Raw genomic sequence first — 16,455 nt, 5'->3', positions numbered from 1 at the left:
AGATAAACCATAAATATTTTTTTTCTTTGTAGCCATGATAAAGGTGCTGGTAGACTCGGGTTCTACAAAATCGGATTGGTTGGTTCTTAATGGAAGTGAGACTATTCTTCAATTTGAGTTGGCCGGATTAAACCCAATGACCCAAAGTAAATCAAACTTACTAAGCCAGATCGAAATGGCTAAAAATAAGCTCCAATTCATTCATCCTGAATCCATTACATTTTATGGCGCAGGTTGTAAGGACATTGCTTCCCAAGTATTGTTTACCATTTTACAAGAGCTTTTTCCTTCGAGTAAAATCGAAGTTTACTCGGATCTTTTGGCCGCTGCGAGGGCTAATTGTGATGGGAATGAAGGGATTGTTTGCATTATGGGTACTGGCAGTCACTCTTGTCTTTCTGACGGGCACCAAATTATCCACGAAAAACCTGGCTTAGGATATTTGTTGGGTGATGAAGGGAGCGGAAATCACTTTGGGCGCTTACTCCTGAGATCTTACTTTTACAAATACCTAAGCCCCGAATTGTGTCAAGATTTTCAGAACAATTTCCCTCAGGTCACCGATAATTATTTAGGCCAGCTGTATTCGAGCAACAAAGTTTCCGCAGAACTGGCATCATTTTTTCCATTCATTGTGCAGCACATAACGGATCCGACAATAATTGATATCATCAAAGAATGCCTTGATGCATTTTATCGTCACAGAATAAACCAGTACCAGGATCAAAATCAACTCCCGGTATATTTTACAGGTTCAGTTGCCTTTGCTCTTCAAAATCAAATTGAAACCTATTTTGCATTTAAGGGTTTCCATAGAGTGTTTTTCAATAAGAAACCTTTACTCAAATTGGCAGAATATCATTACAAGTATGACAGAAATTAAGAGAATCGGAGTTTTTACCTCAGGCGGTGATGCGCCCGGTATGAATGCAGCCATAAGAGCGGTTATGCGGACTGCAAGTATTTATGACTTGCATGTTTACGGAATTCAAAGAGGTTATGATGGAATGATAGACGGTGAGATCAACCGTCTTGAAGCCGATGATGTACGGAACATTCTTCAACGTGGCGGGACCATCTTAAAAACCGCCCGAAGTTCAAGATTTTTGACCCCGGAAGGACGCAAAGTGGCCTACGAAAATCTAGTGGCAAATGACATAGATGCTCTTGTTGCTATTGGTGGGAACGGGACATTTACCGGGAGCATGGTTTTCAATAGTGAATTCAAAATGCCCACTATAGGATTGCCGGGAACGATAGATAATGATCTCTATGGAACAGACTATACCATAGGATTTGATACTGCGGTAAATACAGCCATTCAGGCTGTAGATAAAATCAGAGATACCGCGGACTCCCACAACAGAATTTTCCTCATCGAAGTGATGGGAAGAAACTCAGGATACATTGCTTTGCACACTGCCATTGGCTCAGGGGCAAGTGCATTCATTATTCCTGAGGTAGAAAGCACCATCGACACTTTAGTTCTGGATCTTAAAAAAGCATTGAGGCGGAAGAAACTTTTTGGCCTTGTCATTGCAGCGGAAGGAAACAAAATTGGTAATGCCTTTGAAATCAGCAATAAATTAAAGGAACTTGTTCCGGAATATGATGTAAAAGTTACCATCATCGGCCATTTGCAAAGAGGAGGATCTCCTACTGCACAAGATAGAATTCTGGCAAGTCGGTTAGGGTATGAAGCCGTTGAAGCTTTGATGAAAGGGAAGCATAATGTCATGGCTGGAATCATCAATGACAAAGTTGTGTTCACACCATTCAGTGACGCCATTTCAAAAAATAAATCACCTGAAATTTCAATGATTAAGATGGCCAATATACTTGGCATGTAACAATAATTACCTGGCTTATATTTCTTCGTGAATTTACTATCTGCTAGAAAATTAATTTCTATGAATAGGACTATATCCTACTCATACATCAGATTGCATCCCCTCAAGTCTTCACCAGTTATTCTTCCCAACACCTGGAATTTTCCATCCGGCTGTAATAGGCCAGCATCCCCGGTTTGGATGAAACAGCAAGTATCCAAATTTGCAAGATCAATGATGTTTAATCTTCCCCTGTGACCTGCATCTAAAAAACAAAATGGATCGGTTAAGTCACTTACCATCACCTTCAAGGTTGTTGGGCACGAATAGTTTTTACCATCCATAGCATAAGCCTGAGACAGTAACTCGGTCATACCATATTCTGACACTATATCAGATGCATCAAAACCATTACGCAGCAATTGCAATATTTCTTCTTTCAAATAGGACCTTCCTGAAGTTTTCATTCCTCCTGTTTCCATAACCACAAGTCTATTATCAGAAATTGGAAACTCAATACAGAAATCCAGCAAGGCAAAACTAACCCCCAATAAAAATATCTTTCTTCCTTTATCTAATGAGGAAAGGATTTCTCGATGAAGTAATTCAAAATTATTGCTGTATAATTTCGTACTTACGTGATAATTGGAATGTGATTCTAAATATCGAAACATCTGAATCAAAGAAGAATTTCTATTTTCAAGATAACCAGGCAACAAGGCAAAAAAATCAAACTCTCTGAAATCCGGAAAAAACAATTCAAAATTTTGGACCACATTTGATTTATACCAATCCAGATCTTTAATGGCGTGCACCGATCTTTGTTGACCTTCAGTTCCTGAGGATAAAAATCTGGTCTGTGATTCCCAATGATCTGTTTTTATCTCGTGAAATTTAAAAGCATCAATCGGTAAGAATGGGATCTCTAATATACTTTTTACTTCTTTAATTTGTATGCCAAGGTGATGAATAAATTCTTGATATACCGGATTGTGCAAGGCCTGAAAATGAAAACAATCAAGTGCTAAGGTTTCAAAACTTGATGATTGTATTTTCGCGATTTGATTTTTTAAAAATTCAGATTGCAACATCAGTTTTTTCGATAAAAAATATATCCCATTATCAACAATAGCATTAGCAGAAAAATGACAAGCAAATAAAATCGTTTTGAATTTGAAGAAATCTTTTTTGAAATTATGTTGGGATTCGTTTCCACTAAGTAGATTAACCTAAGGTGGTCCAATTCTTTTTGGATGTCCGGATCAGAGTTGCGCCATTCTTCGACAAACATTCTTTCCTCGGGAGAACAAGAATTCATCACATAACGAATCAAAAGTTTTTTATCCGGTCCCACGGACATTTCTATTGGTATTTAAATGTGTTTTCTCCGGAATGGATTATCACTTCTTCATGAGCACAGGCTTCAACCCTTCCAATGATCTGTGCATCAATATTCATCACTTTAGCGATGCTAATTATTTCTGAAGCAAATGTTTCGTCCACATAAATTTCCATCCGATGCCCCATATTGTATACTTCATATAATTCATGCGGAGTACAAAGTGAACATTCAGTTATCATCTTAAAAACTGGCGGAGGATTAAACAGATTATCCTTTATCACGCGTAGTCCTTTTATAAATTTTTTCACTTTAGTTTGTGCTCCTCCAGTACAATGAATAATCCCCTGAATATTTTTCCTGTGTAAGGCGATAAGCTTTGCTAAAAAAGGGAGGTAGGTTCTTGTTGGGGACAACAGTAATTTACCTATGACATATTGGTTCCCATTATCTTCATAAGCGTCACTCAAACCATATTTTCCGGTATATTTTACTTCATCTGGTGTTTCCGGTGCACAGGATTCCGGAAATTCAGAAAGGTACTTTTTCTGCAAGACATCGTGTCTGGCTGCTGTAAGTCCGTTGGACCCAATTCCACTATTGTATTCCTTTTCATAAGTAGCCTGCCCACTGGAGGATAATCCTATGATAACAGCTCCTGGTTTAATATTAATTGGAATTACATCCGCTCTAGGTATCCTGACAAATGCCGTGATGCCTACATCTATTGTTCTTACTATGTCGCCCACATCAGCTGTTTCGCCTCCTCCGGAAAAAATATGAATGCCAAAATCTTGCATCAAGGATAGAAATTCCTCTGTGCCATCTATTATGGATTTAATTACTTCTCCGGGAATCCGATGCTTATTACGTCCTATAGTAGAGGAGACTACAATATTATCCATTGCACCAACACAGGCAAGATCATCCAGATTCATAACCAACGAATCCTGAGAAATTCCTTTCCATACACTTAAATCTCCGGTTTCTTTCCAATAAAGATAGGCCAGACTGGTTTTTGTTCCTGCGGTGTCCGCATGGATCAGATTACAATAATCCTTATTTTGACCTACCAAGTCAGGCAGGACCTTGCAAAATGCATTTGGAAAAATTCCTTTATCGAGTTGCTCAATCGCCTGATGGATCTCATCTTTACTAGCAGAAACCCCAAGGGCATCGTATCTTTTTGACATAAAGTGATTTAACTTTCAGCACAAAAATAAGGAAGGACTAACAGGAATTCGGTATAAATTTTAAGTCACTATTTTTTAATAATTTACATATTTAATTTATTTTATATGTATATCCACATTGAATAAAATGCCTATAAATATTAACTATTGATTAGCATATTTATTTTTCCAAAATTTCTAATTTTACAAACCTAATGGTGATTTTATGAAGTTGACTCCTGTACCCAAAAGATCAGGCCTCGACAGACTCAGTTTTAAAAAAGAGTTTCTCGATCCCATGAAACCCGTTGTCTTTACTGACCTGATTGATACATGGCCTGCCAAAGAAAAATGGACTTTTGAATTCTTTATTGAAAAATATGGGGATATAGAGGTGCCTGTATACGACAGTAGTTTCTCAAAAGGAGGGAAAAATTATATGGCAGCTACCGGCAAGATGAAATTTGGTGACTATCTGACTAAAATTTTAGAAGGCCCAACAGAATTAAGAATTTTTCTGTTCAATATTTTTAAACGAATACCTGAATTGAGAGAAGACATCAGAAAGCTGGATATTATGGACGGCTTTTTGGATGATTTTCCTTTTATGTTTTTTGGGGGACAGGGCTCTTATACCAAAATCCACTATGACATAGATTGTGCGCATGTCTTTCTCACCCAATTGCAGAAGAAAAAAAGAGTTCTGTTGTTTTCACAAGAGCAATCCAAATTTTTATACCACATTCCTTTTACAGTGGCTTGTCTGGTCGATCCTATTGATCCGGATGAAAAAAAATATCCTTCCCTGAAATACATTGAAGGTCATGAAACTATATTAGAGCATGGCGAGACATTGTTTATTCCTAGTCAATATTGGCATCACATTGAATACACTGAGGGTGGTTATTCCATTGCTCTCCGGGCAAATGAATCCTTGCCACGAAGAATGAAAGGAGTTTTTAATATCGCAAGGCATATGGTGGTGGACAGAGGATTGAACTATATTATGGGCGACAAATGGATGGACATAAAAGTCCAAATGGCGAATTACCGGGCACATGTCAGATAATTGGCACTAATCTTGCATAGAAACAGTAGTAAAACGAAACCGAATATTGTAATTGTTAAAACCAACCTGTTAAATGATCCTGTTCCACAAGAACAGGATTTTTTATTTGGTAAAAAACCAGGTGTAAAATTCCCCTGGTGATTGCATCTTTTAAAACAAAGTTTCAGATTACTTTTTCCATAGCCTGGTGGGGAATTCCAACTTCTGTAAATGGAGCTCCAACAGTCAGATATCCGAGCGCCTGATAAAAAGGAACTACCCCACTACGTGCATGCAGAACAATTTTATGAAATCCATTCTGCTCAGCCCATTTTTCTGCAAATACTACAAGAGAGCCTCCTATTCCATTACCCTGATAATGCTCATCTACAGCGACCTGACGCATTTTGAGGAGAGATGGTTCCAATTCCTGAAGCACCATTCCCCCAATCAACAAACCGGATGCTGTAAATGCTCCTATATGGTGTTGATCCCACTCCTGGATGATCTGATCTTCTGAGTAATCCAGTCCCAACGGCTTTCTCAATACATTATACCTCAAACGCAAGAACAAATCATAATCCGGACTTGCATAATCGATGAAGCCGTAACTAATCATACTCAAAAATTAATGTGTAAATACATTTGAAGAATACAACAATGCTTCATTGAATTTATCCGATTTGACACCGGTTTCTTCACCTTGCTTGGAAAAAAAATCAATAATGTGTTCTGTTGGCATGTTTCCGGTCAAGACATCTTTTGCCATCGGACATCCACCAAAACCTTTTATGGCGCCATCAAACCGACGGCATCCAGAGTCAAAAGCGGCTTGAATTTTTTCTTCCCAGGCATTTGGCAGTGTATGAAAGTGTGCCCCAAATTCCAATTCAGGATAGCTGGGAATCAAATGCGAAAATATATAAGAAATACTTTCAGGAGTCGCCACGCCAATGGTATCCGATAAAGCTATTGTCCTACAACCTAAAGCACGAAGTTTTTCCAACCAAAATGATATGATCTCTGAGTTCCATGGATCGCCATAGGGATTGCCAAATGCCATGGAAATGTATAGGATCAATTCCTTATTGTGATTGCTTACGATGTCCAATATTTGCTTTACTCTGTCAAATGATTTTTCCAAATTACTGTTGGTATTTCTCATTTGGAAAGTTTCAGATATTGAAAATGGGTAACCCAAATAATCAATTACTTTGTGCTCTACAGCTTCCAGAGCTCCTCGCTCATTAGCAACTATTGCCAATAACTTAGTCGGAGAGGTTTTGTCTTCCAATAATCTCGTTATTTCATGTGTGTCTCTCAACTGGGGTATGGCCTTGGCAGAAACAAAACTGCCAAAATCCAGTGTATCGAAGCCAACCTCTAAAAGAAGATTGAGATATTTTAATTTGATCTCAGTAGGGACAAAGTAATTTAATCCCTGCATGGCATCTCTCGGACATTCTATGATTTTAACATTAGAGCTCATATAATAATTATCAAAAGTATGATGTTCTGCGTATGAATTGTCATCGGCTAAGTTAATTTTGAGAAAATTTTTAACATGAATAAGAGAAGTCTGGGCCTATTAATTGGTTTTGCAATGTTCTTGATTGGCGCGATATCCATCATACTAAGTCTGGTAGGGCTTTCGTTTAGTTTTTTGAGACCATTGGAAGGATTAGGATTCCTGGGAGCCATTGTTGTCAAAGGATTGATGTGCATCTCGGGGATTGTTATTGTTTATTTTTTAATGGAACAAAAAAGATATTAGATATTTTTTGTATATTTAATTCCTCCTTTTTGAGGAACTCATCGTACTTTTACTATATAATTCAGCAGACAATATGACTACAGGGTATTTTAGCTACGTTAGAACTGAGCAAAAAAACAGTATAAAGGGGACAGTATATGCCATTCTTGTACATTTATTGCTCTTGCTGATATTTTTTCTAAAAATGTTTGACATCACTCCACCGGAAGATCCGGAACAACCTCCGTATTTAAGTTTGGTGGAATTCATCCCTGTAGAAAAAATGAAAGAATACGATAACGCCGGTGGAAGCAAGGGCGAAGAAGGCCTCGAAACGCTTGAAGGTGGATCTCAGGGAAATCAGGAACAAACCCCTGAACCGGAGCCAGAACCAGTTGCAGAAAAAAAAGTTGAGGAAACGCCTGTTGAGAAAATTCCTACACAAACACCAGCAGGCCCAAAACCTGTACTTACATCCACAGAACCAGATGTCGTAAAATTGCCGTCTCCGCCAAAATTACCGCCCTCTACAAAACCAACAACAGATAACGGTTCAACAGCAAGTAATCCGAGCACTACACCTTCCAAATCAACTTCTAGTTCTTCATCCGGTGATAACGATCATCCAGGATCAGGTGGCACAGGCACCGGATCAGGTTCGGGTCAGGGAGCCGGAGATGCAAATGCAGGAAGCGGAACAGGTGCAGGTGGCGGAAGCGGAACTGGCGGTGGTGGCGGAACCGGTGGAGGTGCCGGCGCGGGAACAGGATCAGGTACAGGTGATGGCGTAGGGGTTGATTTTGATGAAATAGGTCCACTTAAAAGACAAAGGGAGTTGTGTCCTGACATGAAGACTCTGGCCGGACCGGTGGTTCAGGAAGCTGCATTTAACATTTGCATAGATCGCGAAGGGAATATTAAATTCTGTTCTTTTAATTCCAAAGCTTCCAAAACCAAAGACATCAATTTTGTACGAAAAAGTATGAACCTGGTTAAGCAATGTAAATTCAAGCCAAATCCAAGTGCTCCAAAAAAGGAATGTGGGGTTTATACTCTGAGATTATTAGGAATCCAGCAAAAGTTGAATTAGACATGGTTTTAAAAGACTTTTCTTAATTTCAAGTATGTAGGGTTATTTGCTCAATCTGCGTACAATAAATACTTAGACCTTAATTTTTTATAATCTGCTAATTTTTTTTGCCAGGATTGTCTGATGACTTTCTCACTCTTTCCTTGCACTATCTGAATCCTTAAATCATCTGTTCCTGCGAGTTGGTCAAAAAATTTTGGGTTTGAAAAAAAATCTGTTGATTTACCTAAAACTCTGTAAGCCTCTAACAATTCGTTCAATCTTATTTTTTTCTCAAAGTAAACGGAGTTTAGGTCAAGATTCAATAAACTTTTACCAAAACAAACTTTGTCTTTCCATGGTGGATTTTTGGCCCCTACCCTTTCTTTTGGAATAAAACTGGTATCTGCTTTTGGCCATAAAGGGTGTCCAAATAACTGAAATGGCGCATCTGTCCCGCGTCCCAAACTCACTACTGTACCTTCAAAAAAACATAATCCCGGATACAACACGACAGCTCTTGTGTTGGGAAGGTTCGGTGAAGGTTTCACAGGAAGTTCATACCTGCTTCTATGATTGTAGTTCTTGCATAAAATTACTTTTGGCATCCAATTTAAGTTAGATTTTATCCATTTTTCCCCGTGAATCATCCGGCATAATTCTGCAATGGTTAAACCATATACCACCGGTATTGGGTGCATGCCAACAAATGATTTGAAATGAGTATCCAACACAGGGCCATCCACATAAAATCCATTAGGATTTGGTCTGTCGAGTAGGATGAGTTGCTTGTTATTCTCCGCGCAAGCCTCCATGACATAATGCAAAGTGGATATATAGGTGTAGAATCTCACGCCCACATCCTGAAGGTCAAAAACCACAACATCCAGATCAGCCAGATCACTCACAGATGGCTTTTTGTTTTTACCGTACAATGACTTTATTGGCAATCCGGTTTTATTGTCCTTTTCATCAGAAATGTGCGCCCCTGCCGATGCTTCTCCTCTAAATCCGTGTTCTGGAACAAAAACCTTTTTTACCGCAACATTTAGTTCAAGGAGGGTATCCAGTAATTGCCGATTGCCTATGACAGAAGTCTGGTTAATGACCAAGCCAACTTTCTTGCCTCTTAGTAAGGATAAATATTGGTCCAACTGATAAGCACCTGGCAGAATTTCTTTTATTGTTTGCTCTTCCTCTGTCTTCGAATAAGTCATTTTTGAATTGCCATGCTTAACTTTGTGTGCGCAACAGTACATGGCAATGATCAAGGTTATAAAAAGGTAGAATTTAATATTTAGAAGAAATTTGGACATGACAAGGTTTGCGATTATAGATATTGAAACAACAGGTGGCCAATACAGGTCCGGTAAAATTACAGAAATAGCTATAATCGTATTCGAAAATGGACAAATAGTTGATCAATTTGAATCTCTGGTAAATCCTGAGTGCTCTATTCCATTTGAAATTACCAGAATTACTGGAATAGATTCCGAGATGGTGAAAGACGCGCCTAAGTTTTATGAAATTGCCAAGAGAATTATTGAAATAACGCATGACTGTATTTTTGTTGCCCATAATGTAGAATTTGATTACTCATTTATCAAAGAAGAATTCAGAACCCTTGGGTACACTTTCAGCAGAAAAAAATTATGCACTGTCCAACTATCGCGAAAGTATTTTCCCGGCCTTCGCTCTTATGCTTTAGGCAACTTAATAAAGCACTTTAACATCGAAGTAAAAAGCAGACATCGTGCTTATGAAGATGCAGCTGCAACATTGAAAATATTTCAATTATTGCTGGAAGCCAATTACAATGATTTCAGTTTTACCAAATACATAAAGGGTGCACTTAGGGCTACAAGATTACCATCTCATTTAACCAGTGATGATATTGATGCCTTACCTGAAGATTGTGGAGTATATTATATGTGCGATGATGCCGGCAAATATGTTTACATCGGCAAAAGTATCAATATTCGTGAAAGAATTCTTCAACACTTCAATGAGGATGGGTTCAAAACTATCAAAATGAGAAGAATGGTTCATCATATCGAACATGTTCTCACAGGTAGTGAACTCATGGCTTATTTGTTGGAATCTGCTGAAATAAAAAAACATTCGCCGGAAATTAACCGGGCACAGAAAAACAAAACGGAATCCTATGCCCTTATTAAAGATTCCGCTCCGGGAGGCCACTTAAGATACATCATTAAACATAAAGACTGGCTTGCAGGTAATGAAGATGCTATCCAATTGTTCAGCAACACTAAAAATGCACATAATTATCTTGATTATCTTATCTACCAATACCAACTTTGTGACAGTGTGCAACAAGCAAAAACGGAAGAACTAAGACCATGCAATAAATTCCAGTTAGGAATTTGTCATGGCGTATGTGCAGTTAAAGAAAGTATGGCTTCTTATAATGAAAGATTTGAGGCGATGCATTCAAAGGTGAATCGTTTTTTTACTCAAAATTTCATCTTCTTTGATCGTGGAAGAAATGCTGATGAACAAGCAGCTTTTGTGATTGAAAATGGATTTTGTTCCAGAACAGGATACCTTAATAAGGAAGAAAATTATTCTGACATTGAAGAAATAAAGACTAATCTGAATTTTTATAAAGGGAACATAGAATCCAATGGCATTATTCTTAATTATCTAAAAAATAATCCCGGGCTAACAAAAAAGTACTTTTGATTCACAACAATAAACCAAAGTAAAAATTACCCAATGGTTATTTCTCTCAGCAACTTTTCCAAAGCGGTTAATTCTACCAACTTCCTGGATTGAGGATATCGATCGGAATAAGCACGCCAACCCTGCAATCCACCGCTATGCAAAATAAAAACTTTTTTGTATAGATCCACTTTTATCAAATGGTCAGATAATGCCTTTACCAATCTGCCTGTATATATGGGATCCAGCAACACTCCGGTGCTTTTCTGAAAATTACCCATCCATTGCACGAGATCAAAATCATAAGCTCCGAAAGCTATTTTATTTTTTTCTTCAAGTGGAATTATTCTTGCATTTTCCTTCGAAACGAAATTTGATTTCACCGGTGAAAATGTAGCTAATTTGATTTTTTTTGTATGTTCATAAATATATTTAGCAGTCGAACCAGAACCAATAGCAACCGCAATTAAATTTTCCTCCTGATCAAAATCCTTGGGCATTTCATTCAGCATTTCCACAATTCCAGATGCTGCTAACGGTGAGGCTCCACCTTCCGGAATCCAAAAATATTCATCTGACGGTAATTCTGAACCTTCCCTTAATACTTCTGCTTCCACTCTGTTCACCATATTTATTTTTGCCCCCCAACGTTTTGCATCTTCCAAAACAGGACTAGGAATTTTTCCAGAATGCCCATAAACAAATAACTCACAAGCTTTGCCTAGTTTAAAAGCAACATAAGCAAGGGCGTGTAGGTGATTAGAATGCATCCCTCCCATACTTGCTAAAATTTTCGGCTCTTTCAAATGAAGAAATTCATTCACGAAGCCTTGTAATTTTCTCCACTTATTGCCACTGATCAAAGGATGAATCAATTCGTCTCTTTTGATCCAGACTGTAGACCCCACTTCGGACAATTCAAGCTCCAAAAGAGGACTAGGTAATACTATCCGATCATCAAAATATTTTATCACAGGAAGGACTAATAATAATTTTTATCGAGCAAAAAACGGCAGAAAAATACTTAATTCCAATATCCCATGTGAAATTTTCATTCTATGAGATAACTACAACTTTAAATAAAAAGGACTCAAAATAAAAATTTACTTTTCAAACAACCAAGGAATAGGTTTGTATTGATTGTGTGGTGCTAATGTAGATCTAACCAAGGCATGATCTTTAATAAATTCAACAGCAGCATCCACATCATCCGTTACAAAAATTAAATCCTTATCCTTAGGTCCAATGGTACCTGAAGCAGCAAGATGATCTATAAACTCCAGCAGGTCCTTGTGAAACTCGGTTCCGAAAAGCACGATGGGGAAACCAGAGATTTTACCAGTCTGAATTAAAGTGATGGCTTCAAAAAATTCGTCCATGGTGCCAAACCCTCCAGGCATAACTATAAAGCCATAAGAGTACTTAATCAACATGGTTTTGCGGGTAAAAAAGTAATCCATATCCACAAAATGATCCAAATAGGCATTCTGCTTTTGCTCAAATGGCAGCACAATGTTACAGCCCACAGAATGCCCACCAACCATTTTTGCTCCTTTATTGGCCGCCTCCATGATGCCTGGACCTCCGCCCGTCATTATGGTAAATCCAAGTTGGGCAATTTTTCCCGCTATTTCTTCAGTGATCTTATAAAATATGTGGTCAGGCTTAAATCTAGCGGATCCAAATACTGTGATACAAGGCCCTACAAAATGCAAATACCGGATTCCCCTAAACAAATCCCAACAAACATCTATCAAATATTTAAATTCTTTCCACCGACTGAGTGGGCCTTCCAGATACTCTATTTGTTTTTTATTGGCTTTCATCCATAAAATTATTTGGATTGCAAGATTAGAAAAAAATACTAATATTAGAATTTATTAATATTTTACCAGCTCAAGCGAAGCCCAACATGATAAATTCACCAAAAAAAGTTCCACCAGAAGTTTCCAACATGGCAGCCAATTTGATTCCGTCTGAAATCATCAAATTGGGGAACGAAATAAACAATCTTATTAAATCCGGAGTAAACGTATTTAATCTTACCATTGGAGATTTTGATCCAGAAATATTTCCAATTCCAAAGGAATTGACTGCTTTTATTATTGAAGCATACCAAAAGGGTTACACCAATTATCCAGCCGCAAATGGAGTGCCTGAACTACGGAATGCGCTTTCCGGGTTTATTCAAGAAAAATTAGGCCTGGACTATTCGCCGGAGGAAATTTTGATTTCGGGTGGCTCAAGGCCTTTAATCTATGCCACATACCGAACCATTGTAGACGAAGGAGACACCGTTATATACGCTGTACCTTCCTGGAATAACAACCATTATTGCCATCTTTCCGGAGCAAAAAAAGTTGAGCTCGAAGTTGGACAAGAGCAGAATTTCATGCCACACGCCGAAGATTTAAAACCACATTTATCTGAAGCCGTATTGTTGGCATTATGTTCTCCTCAAAATCCAACCGGGACAGTGTTTGATAAAAATACACTTCTTGAAATATGTCAGCTGGTTCTGGAAGAAAATCAGCGACGTAAAGGCAATCGTAAACCACTCTATATATTGTATGATCAGATCTACTGGCAATTGTGCTTTGGTGAACTCGAACATGTTGACCCTGTGAGTTTGGTGCCGGAATTGAGAGATTATGTCATTTATATTGATGGACTTTCTAAAGTTTATGCAGCCACTGGCATACGCGTAGGATGGAGTTTTGGCCCCATAGAAATAATGAATAAAATGAGGGCAATTTTGTCACATGTGGGCGCCTGGGCTCCAAAAGCAGAGCAGATGGCGACTGCATGGTTTTTGAAAAAAGATGGTGCGTCTCAACACTATCTAAATTGGTTCAAGCCTGAAATTGAATTCCGCCTCAAATCATTGTACAATGGACTTTCTTCTTTAAGCAAACAAGGATATCCGATTGAGGTGATTGAACCTCAGGGTGCAATATACCTTACTGTCAGAATTCCATGGAAAAACAAATTGGTCCAAGAAGGAGAGATACTGTCTCAACAAAAAGATGTTACCCGTTATTTATTAGATACCTGCAAGGTAGCGTTGGTTCCTTTTAAAGCATTTGGATCCTCCGATGAATCGGAGTGGTACAGACTCTCGGTTGGCACTCTACGTAAGGAAGATATTCCTACCATCTTGAATCAGATTAAAGAGGGAATGGATCAATTTGTATCTTTAAATAAATAAGTGAATTAAAATTTAAAACTTTATGTCAAGAGCCAAATTTGCAGTAATCATGGCGGGAGGAGTAGGAAGCAGGTTTTGGCCATCAAGTCGTAATCAAAAACCAAAACAATTCCTGGACATACTTGGAACCGGAAAATCTCTGCTTCAAATGACTTTTGATCGTTTATGTAAAATAACCTCTCCGGAATGCATATTGGTGGTCACGCACAAAGACTATTATGCTCTTGTTCAGGATCAGTTGCCTTTGATATCTGAAAAAAATATACTTACAGAACCAGAACGAAAGAATACTGCACCATGTGTTTTATATGCAGCACATGTAATCCGGGAAATTTCTCCAAATGCGGATATGCTCATTGCTCCCGCAGATCATCTAATATTAAATGAATTTCAATTTATCAAAGATGTAGCTGAAGGATTTTCCTTTCTGGCAAAAAACAATGCAATACTTACCATGGGCATACAAGCTTCCAGACCGGACACAGGTTATGGATATATTCAATTGAATGAAAGTGGTATGATCTCTGATGAAATTTATCCCGTAAAGCGATTTGTGGAAAAGCCAGATCACAATACTGCTCTTGAATATCTGAACAGTGGAAATTATGTTTGGAATAGTGGCATGTTTCTCTGGAACACACAAACTATTCTTGAAGCTTTTGACCAACATGCTCCTTCAATGGCATGTCTCTTTAGCCCATTTGACAGAAATAATATTGAAGCAGTTTATTCCAAATGTGAAAGCATCTCCATTGACTACGCCATCATGGAAAAATCCAACCAGGTCTATGTCAAGAGTGTGGACTTTGGCTGGAGTGATCTTGGGACCTGGGGTTCATTGTACACCTTACTTCCCCATGACAAATTTGGTAATTCTGTAAACAATGACCAACATATTTTGGTAGACTCAGAAGATTGCATCATCCATAATGAGACCAATCAAATCATAGCAATACAAGGATTGAAAAATTTCATTATTGTCAACACTCCGGACGCGTTACTGATTTGCGACAAAAACGACGAGCAAAAAATAAAACAAATTACAGCAGAGGTTGGAATCAAATTTGGCAATCATAAAACCTAGTATAAAGCTAAATTCTCAAACTATTTTAGAATGGGATTCAATAGGCAGTTTCCTTTGTAGATATTGCATCTGCTAAAATTATCTAGGCTCTAAATTGTAGCAACTAAAAGGAACTCCATGACCTATACAATCCTACAATAGAACCTTACCATTAAATACTTACACCACCCGGACTGTCAGTGGACTCAAATTCTCATCCACCTCCCTACTTTTAAAGTTTATTCAAATCATTTATGGGTCCAAATTTTAGGTTAAATCAAAAAAATTTTAATTAAAACCTTGATTTTATCATTGTTTCCGTATATTCGTTAACTGGGAGCGGTGGTCCGAAAATTGTTCCTGAGTGCAAATGTGTTCAATATGGTCGTTATTAAAACTCAAGTATGAAAAGTTTGTGTAAACTTTTGCTGAGCGTAATGTTGATTCATTCGAATCTTTTTAGTCAGCCCATAAATGAATTTGCCGCAAAAAGTTACCTGAGAACGGGTAATTCCGATGGCTACATTAGTCCTTTTATCGATGTGGTTGGTTCTTCCATGAATTCCTCAGGTTTTTCCTATTTGTATGATTCCATTCAAAAGTTTCATATTTATGTCGGTCTGAATGTTACTTCTGCTTTCATTCCAGGAAGCATGCAAAGTTTTGATGGCGTTACAGAGGAGCCTTTTTCCCGTGAGCTCACAGTTGCTAACGCGCCCACCGTTTTCGGTAGCAATTCTGCTTTAACCGCTGTTGATCAGACCGGAAATGCTTATGTGTTTCCGGGTGGCTTTGGAATAAATCGAGTGAATTTACTTTTTCCGTCCCTGCAAATCGGCAACTTCTTTAATACAAATTTGAGCTTTAGGTTTTTAGCTCTGGATTTTGGTGGAGATCTAAAGAGCATCAAATTATTTGGTGGGGGTATTCAACATTTCATCAGTCCATATTGGGGTGCAAAGGACTATTTTGTTGGCGTAGGAGCCAGTTATAATCAAATTAAAATAGGCGAATATTTAACCGGAAACAGTATCCTGGCCCAAGTGAATGCCGGACAACAAAAAGGTATTTTTAATTATTATGGATTTGCCGCTCTTCAAAAGAATAAATATGAGTTCTTTTATGCGGATGCGGAGAACGGCGATGGATCAGTAGTCTATGAAGGGGATCAGCCGATACGTTTTGGATTGGGAGGTGGAATCCAGCTTTGGAAATTTTACTTACATGCAGAAGGTTCAGGATTTAAGCCAGTTGTTGCTTCTGTCGGATTTGGATTAAGATTTAAATAATGA

16 protein-coding genes are annotated in these 16,455 nt (G+C 38.1%); 9 read left to right on the top strand and 7 right to left on the bottom strand.

Features of this window, described 5'->3' with window-relative positions; translation table 11 throughout:
• Positions 1 to 34 precede the first annotated feature (34 nt).
• Positions 35 to 883 (top strand): hypothetical protein, encoded by an 849-nt coding sequence (locus IPJ83_09985; protein MBK7880868.1) that lies wholly within the window; start codon positions 35 to 37, stop codon positions 881 to 883.
• On the top strand, positions 879 to 1,850 hold the full coding sequence (gene pfkA / locus IPJ83_09980; GenBank protein ID MBK7880867.1) for a 6-phosphofructokinase: 972 nt from the start codon (positions 879 to 881) through the stop codon (positions 1,848 to 1,850). The genes IPJ83_09985 and pfkA overlap by 5 nt, the downstream gene beginning before the upstream one ends.
• Positions 1,851 to 1,927: 77 nt before the next feature.
• Here pfkA and IPJ83_09975 read toward each other — a convergent pair whose 3' ends face one another.
• Both IPJ83_09975 and IPJ83_09970 read right to left on the bottom strand, forming a co-directional pair.
• The gene (locus IPJ83_09975) at positions 1,928 to 2,920 is read right to left on the bottom strand and encodes an acyl transferase (GenBank protein ID MBK7880866.1); all 993 of its coding nucleotides are present in this window, start codon (positions 2,918 to 2,920) and stop codon (positions 1,928 to 1,930) included.
• A gap of 271 nt (positions 2,921 to 3,191) precedes the next feature.
• Positions 3,192 to 4,361, bottom strand: coding sequence for a phosphoribosylformylglycinamidine cyclo-ligase (locus IPJ83_09970; protein MBK7880865.1), 1,170 nt, complete (start codon positions 4,359 to 4,361; stop codon positions 3,192 to 3,194).
• Between the two features lie 205 nt (positions 4,362 to 4,566).
• Between IPJ83_09970 and IPJ83_09965 the strand changes: the two genes are divergently transcribed.
• Positions 4,567 to 5,409, top strand: coding sequence for a cupin-like domain-containing protein (locus IPJ83_09965; GenBank protein ID MBK7880864.1), 843 nt, complete (start codon positions 4,567 to 4,569; stop codon positions 5,407 to 5,409).
• A 163-nt stretch (positions 5,410 to 5,572) separates the two neighbouring features.
• Here IPJ83_09965 and IPJ83_09960 read toward each other — a convergent pair whose 3' ends face one another.
• The gene (locus tag IPJ83_09960) at positions 5,573 to 6,007 is read right to left on the bottom strand and encodes a GNAT family N-acetyltransferase (protein ID MBK7880863.1); all 435 of its coding nucleotides are present in this window, start codon (positions 6,005 to 6,007) and stop codon (positions 5,573 to 5,575) included.
• 9 nt (positions 6,008 to 6,016) lie between these two features.
• On the bottom strand, positions 6,017 to 6,877 hold the full coding sequence (locus IPJ83_09955) for a hydroxymethylglutaryl-CoA lyase (GenBank protein ID MBK7880862.1): 861 nt from the start codon (positions 6,875 to 6,877) through the stop codon (positions 6,017 to 6,019).
• A 75-nt stretch (positions 6,878 to 6,952) separates the two neighbouring features.
• On the opposite strand from IPJ83_09955, the gene IPJ83_09950 reads away from it, so the two are divergent.
• Together IPJ83_09950 and IPJ83_09945 are read left to right on the top strand one after the other, a co-directional pair.
• Positions 6,953 to 7,162 (top strand): hypothetical protein, encoded by a 210-nt coding sequence (locus IPJ83_09950; GenBank protein MBK7880861.1) that lies wholly within the window; start codon positions 6,953 to 6,955, stop codon positions 7,160 to 7,162.
• A 73-nt stretch (positions 7,163 to 7,235) separates the two neighbouring features.
• Complete coding sequence (locus tag IPJ83_09945; GenBank protein ID MBK7880860.1) at positions 7,236 to 8,231, top strand: hypothetical protein; 996 nt, start codon at positions 7,236 to 7,238, stop codon at positions 8,229 to 8,231.
• Positions 8,232 to 8,281: 50 nt separating this feature from the next.
• Here IPJ83_09945 and IPJ83_09940 read toward each other — a convergent pair whose 3' ends face one another.
• A complete protein-coding gene (locus tag IPJ83_09940) occupies positions 8,282 to 9,469 on the bottom strand; it encodes a DUF1343 domain-containing protein (protein ID MBK7880859.1) in 1,188 nt (395 codons plus the stop codon).
• 55 nt (positions 9,470 to 9,524) lie between these two features.
• On the opposite strand from IPJ83_09940, the gene IPJ83_09935 reads away from it, so the two are divergent.
• Positions 9,525 to 10,913, top strand: a complete 1,389-nt coding sequence (locus tag IPJ83_09935; protein MBK7880858.1) for a GIY-YIG nuclease family protein — start codon at positions 9,525 to 9,527, stop codon at positions 10,911 to 10,913.
• A 26-nt stretch (positions 10,914 to 10,939) separates the two neighbouring features.
• Here IPJ83_09935 and IPJ83_09930 read toward each other — a convergent pair whose 3' ends face one another.
• Both IPJ83_09930 and IPJ83_09925 read right to left on the bottom strand, forming a co-directional pair.
• Entirely contained in the window at positions 10,940 to 11,866 is a 927-nt protein-coding gene (locus IPJ83_09930) for a pyridoxal-phosphate dependent enzyme (protein MBK7880857.1), read from the bottom strand.
• 129 nt (positions 11,867 to 11,995) lie between these two features.
• Entirely contained in the window at positions 11,996 to 12,718 is a 723-nt protein-coding gene (locus tag IPJ83_09925) for a TIGR00730 family Rossman fold protein (protein MBK7880856.1), read from the bottom strand.
• Positions 12,719 to 12,804: 86 nt separating this feature from the next.
• On the opposite strand from IPJ83_09925, the gene IPJ83_09920 reads away from it, so the two are divergent.
• From IPJ83_09920 to IPJ83_09910, 3 genes are all read left to right on the top strand, one after another.
• A complete protein-coding gene (locus IPJ83_09920; protein MBK7880855.1) occupies positions 12,805 to 14,100 on the top strand; it encodes an aminotransferase class I/II-fold pyridoxal phosphate-dependent enzyme in 1,296 nt (431 codons plus the stop codon).
• Positions 14,101 to 14,122: 22 nt separating this feature from the next.
• Positions 14,123 to 15,184, top strand: a complete 1,062-nt coding sequence (locus IPJ83_09915) for an NTP transferase domain-containing protein (GenBank protein MBK7880854.1) — start codon at positions 14,123 to 14,125, stop codon at positions 15,182 to 15,184.
• Positions 15,185 to 15,567: 383 nt separating this feature from the next.
• On the top strand, positions 15,568 to 16,452 hold the full coding sequence (locus IPJ83_09910; GenBank protein ID MBK7880853.1) for a hypothetical protein: 885 nt from the start codon (positions 15,568 to 15,570) through the stop codon (positions 16,450 to 16,452).
• Positions 16,453 to 16,455: the final 3 nt, after the last annotated feature.

Origin of the sequence: Candidatus Vicinibacter proximus (genome assembly GCA_016713905.1) — a bacterium.
Classification (GTDB): domain Bacteria; phylum Bacteroidota; class Bacteroidia; order Chitinophagales; family Saprospiraceae; genus Vicinibacter; species Vicinibacter proximus.
This window is presented reverse-complemented; position numbering and strand designations above follow the sequence as displayed.

Bases quoted from the DNA above. Each gene is read 5' to 3' on its own strand.
- IPJ83_09985 (MBK7880868.1), top strand. From the start codon at position 35: ATGATAAAGGTGCTGGTAGACTCGGGTTCTACAAAATCGGATTGGTTG.
- IPJ83_09975 (MBK7880866.1), bottom strand. From the start codon at position 2,920: ATGTTGCAATCTGAATTTTTAAAAAATCAAATCGCGAAAATACAATCA.
- IPJ83_09970 (MBK7880865.1), bottom strand. From the start codon at position 4,361: ATGTCAAAAAGATACGATGCCCTTGGGGTTTCTGCTAGTAAAGATGAG.
- IPJ83_09965 (MBK7880864.1), top strand. From the start codon at position 4,567: ATGAAGTTGACTCCTGTACCCAAAAGATCAGGCCTCGACAGACTCAGT.
- IPJ83_09960 (MBK7880863.1), bottom strand. From the start codon at position 6,007: ATGATTAGTTACGGCTTCATCGATTATGCAAGTCCGGATTATGATTTG.
- IPJ83_09955 (MBK7880862.1), bottom strand. From the start codon at position 6,877: ATGAGCTCTAATGTTAAAATCATAGAATGTCCGAGAGATGCCATGCAG.
- IPJ83_09950 (MBK7880861.1), top strand. From the start codon at position 6,953: ATGAATAAGAGAAGTCTGGGCCTATTAATTGGTTTTGCAATGTTCTTG.
- IPJ83_09945 (MBK7880860.1), top strand. From the start codon at position 7,236: ATGACTACAGGGTATTTTAGCTACGTTAGAACTGAGCAAAAAAACAGT.
- IPJ83_09940 (MBK7880859.1), bottom strand. From the start codon at position 9,469: ATGTACTGTTGCGCACACAAAGTTAAGCATGGCAATTCAAAAATGACT.
- IPJ83_09935 (MBK7880858.1), top strand. From the start codon at position 9,525: ATGACAAGGTTTGCGATTATAGATATTGAAACAACAGGTGGCCAATAC.
- IPJ83_09925 (MBK7880856.1), bottom strand. From the start codon at position 12,718: ATGAAAGCCAATAAAAAACAAATAGAGTATCTGGAAGGCCCACTCAGT.
- IPJ83_09920 (MBK7880855.1), top strand. From the start codon at position 12,805: ATGATAAATTCACCAAAAAAAGTTCCACCAGAAGTTTCCAACATGGCA.
- IPJ83_09915 (MBK7880854.1), top strand. From the start codon at position 14,123: ATGTCAAGAGCCAAATTTGCAGTAATCATGGCGGGAGGAGTAGGAAGC.
- IPJ83_09910 (MBK7880853.1), top strand. From the start codon at position 15,568: ATGAAAAGTTTGTGTAAACTTTTGCTGAGCGTAATGTTGATTCATTCG.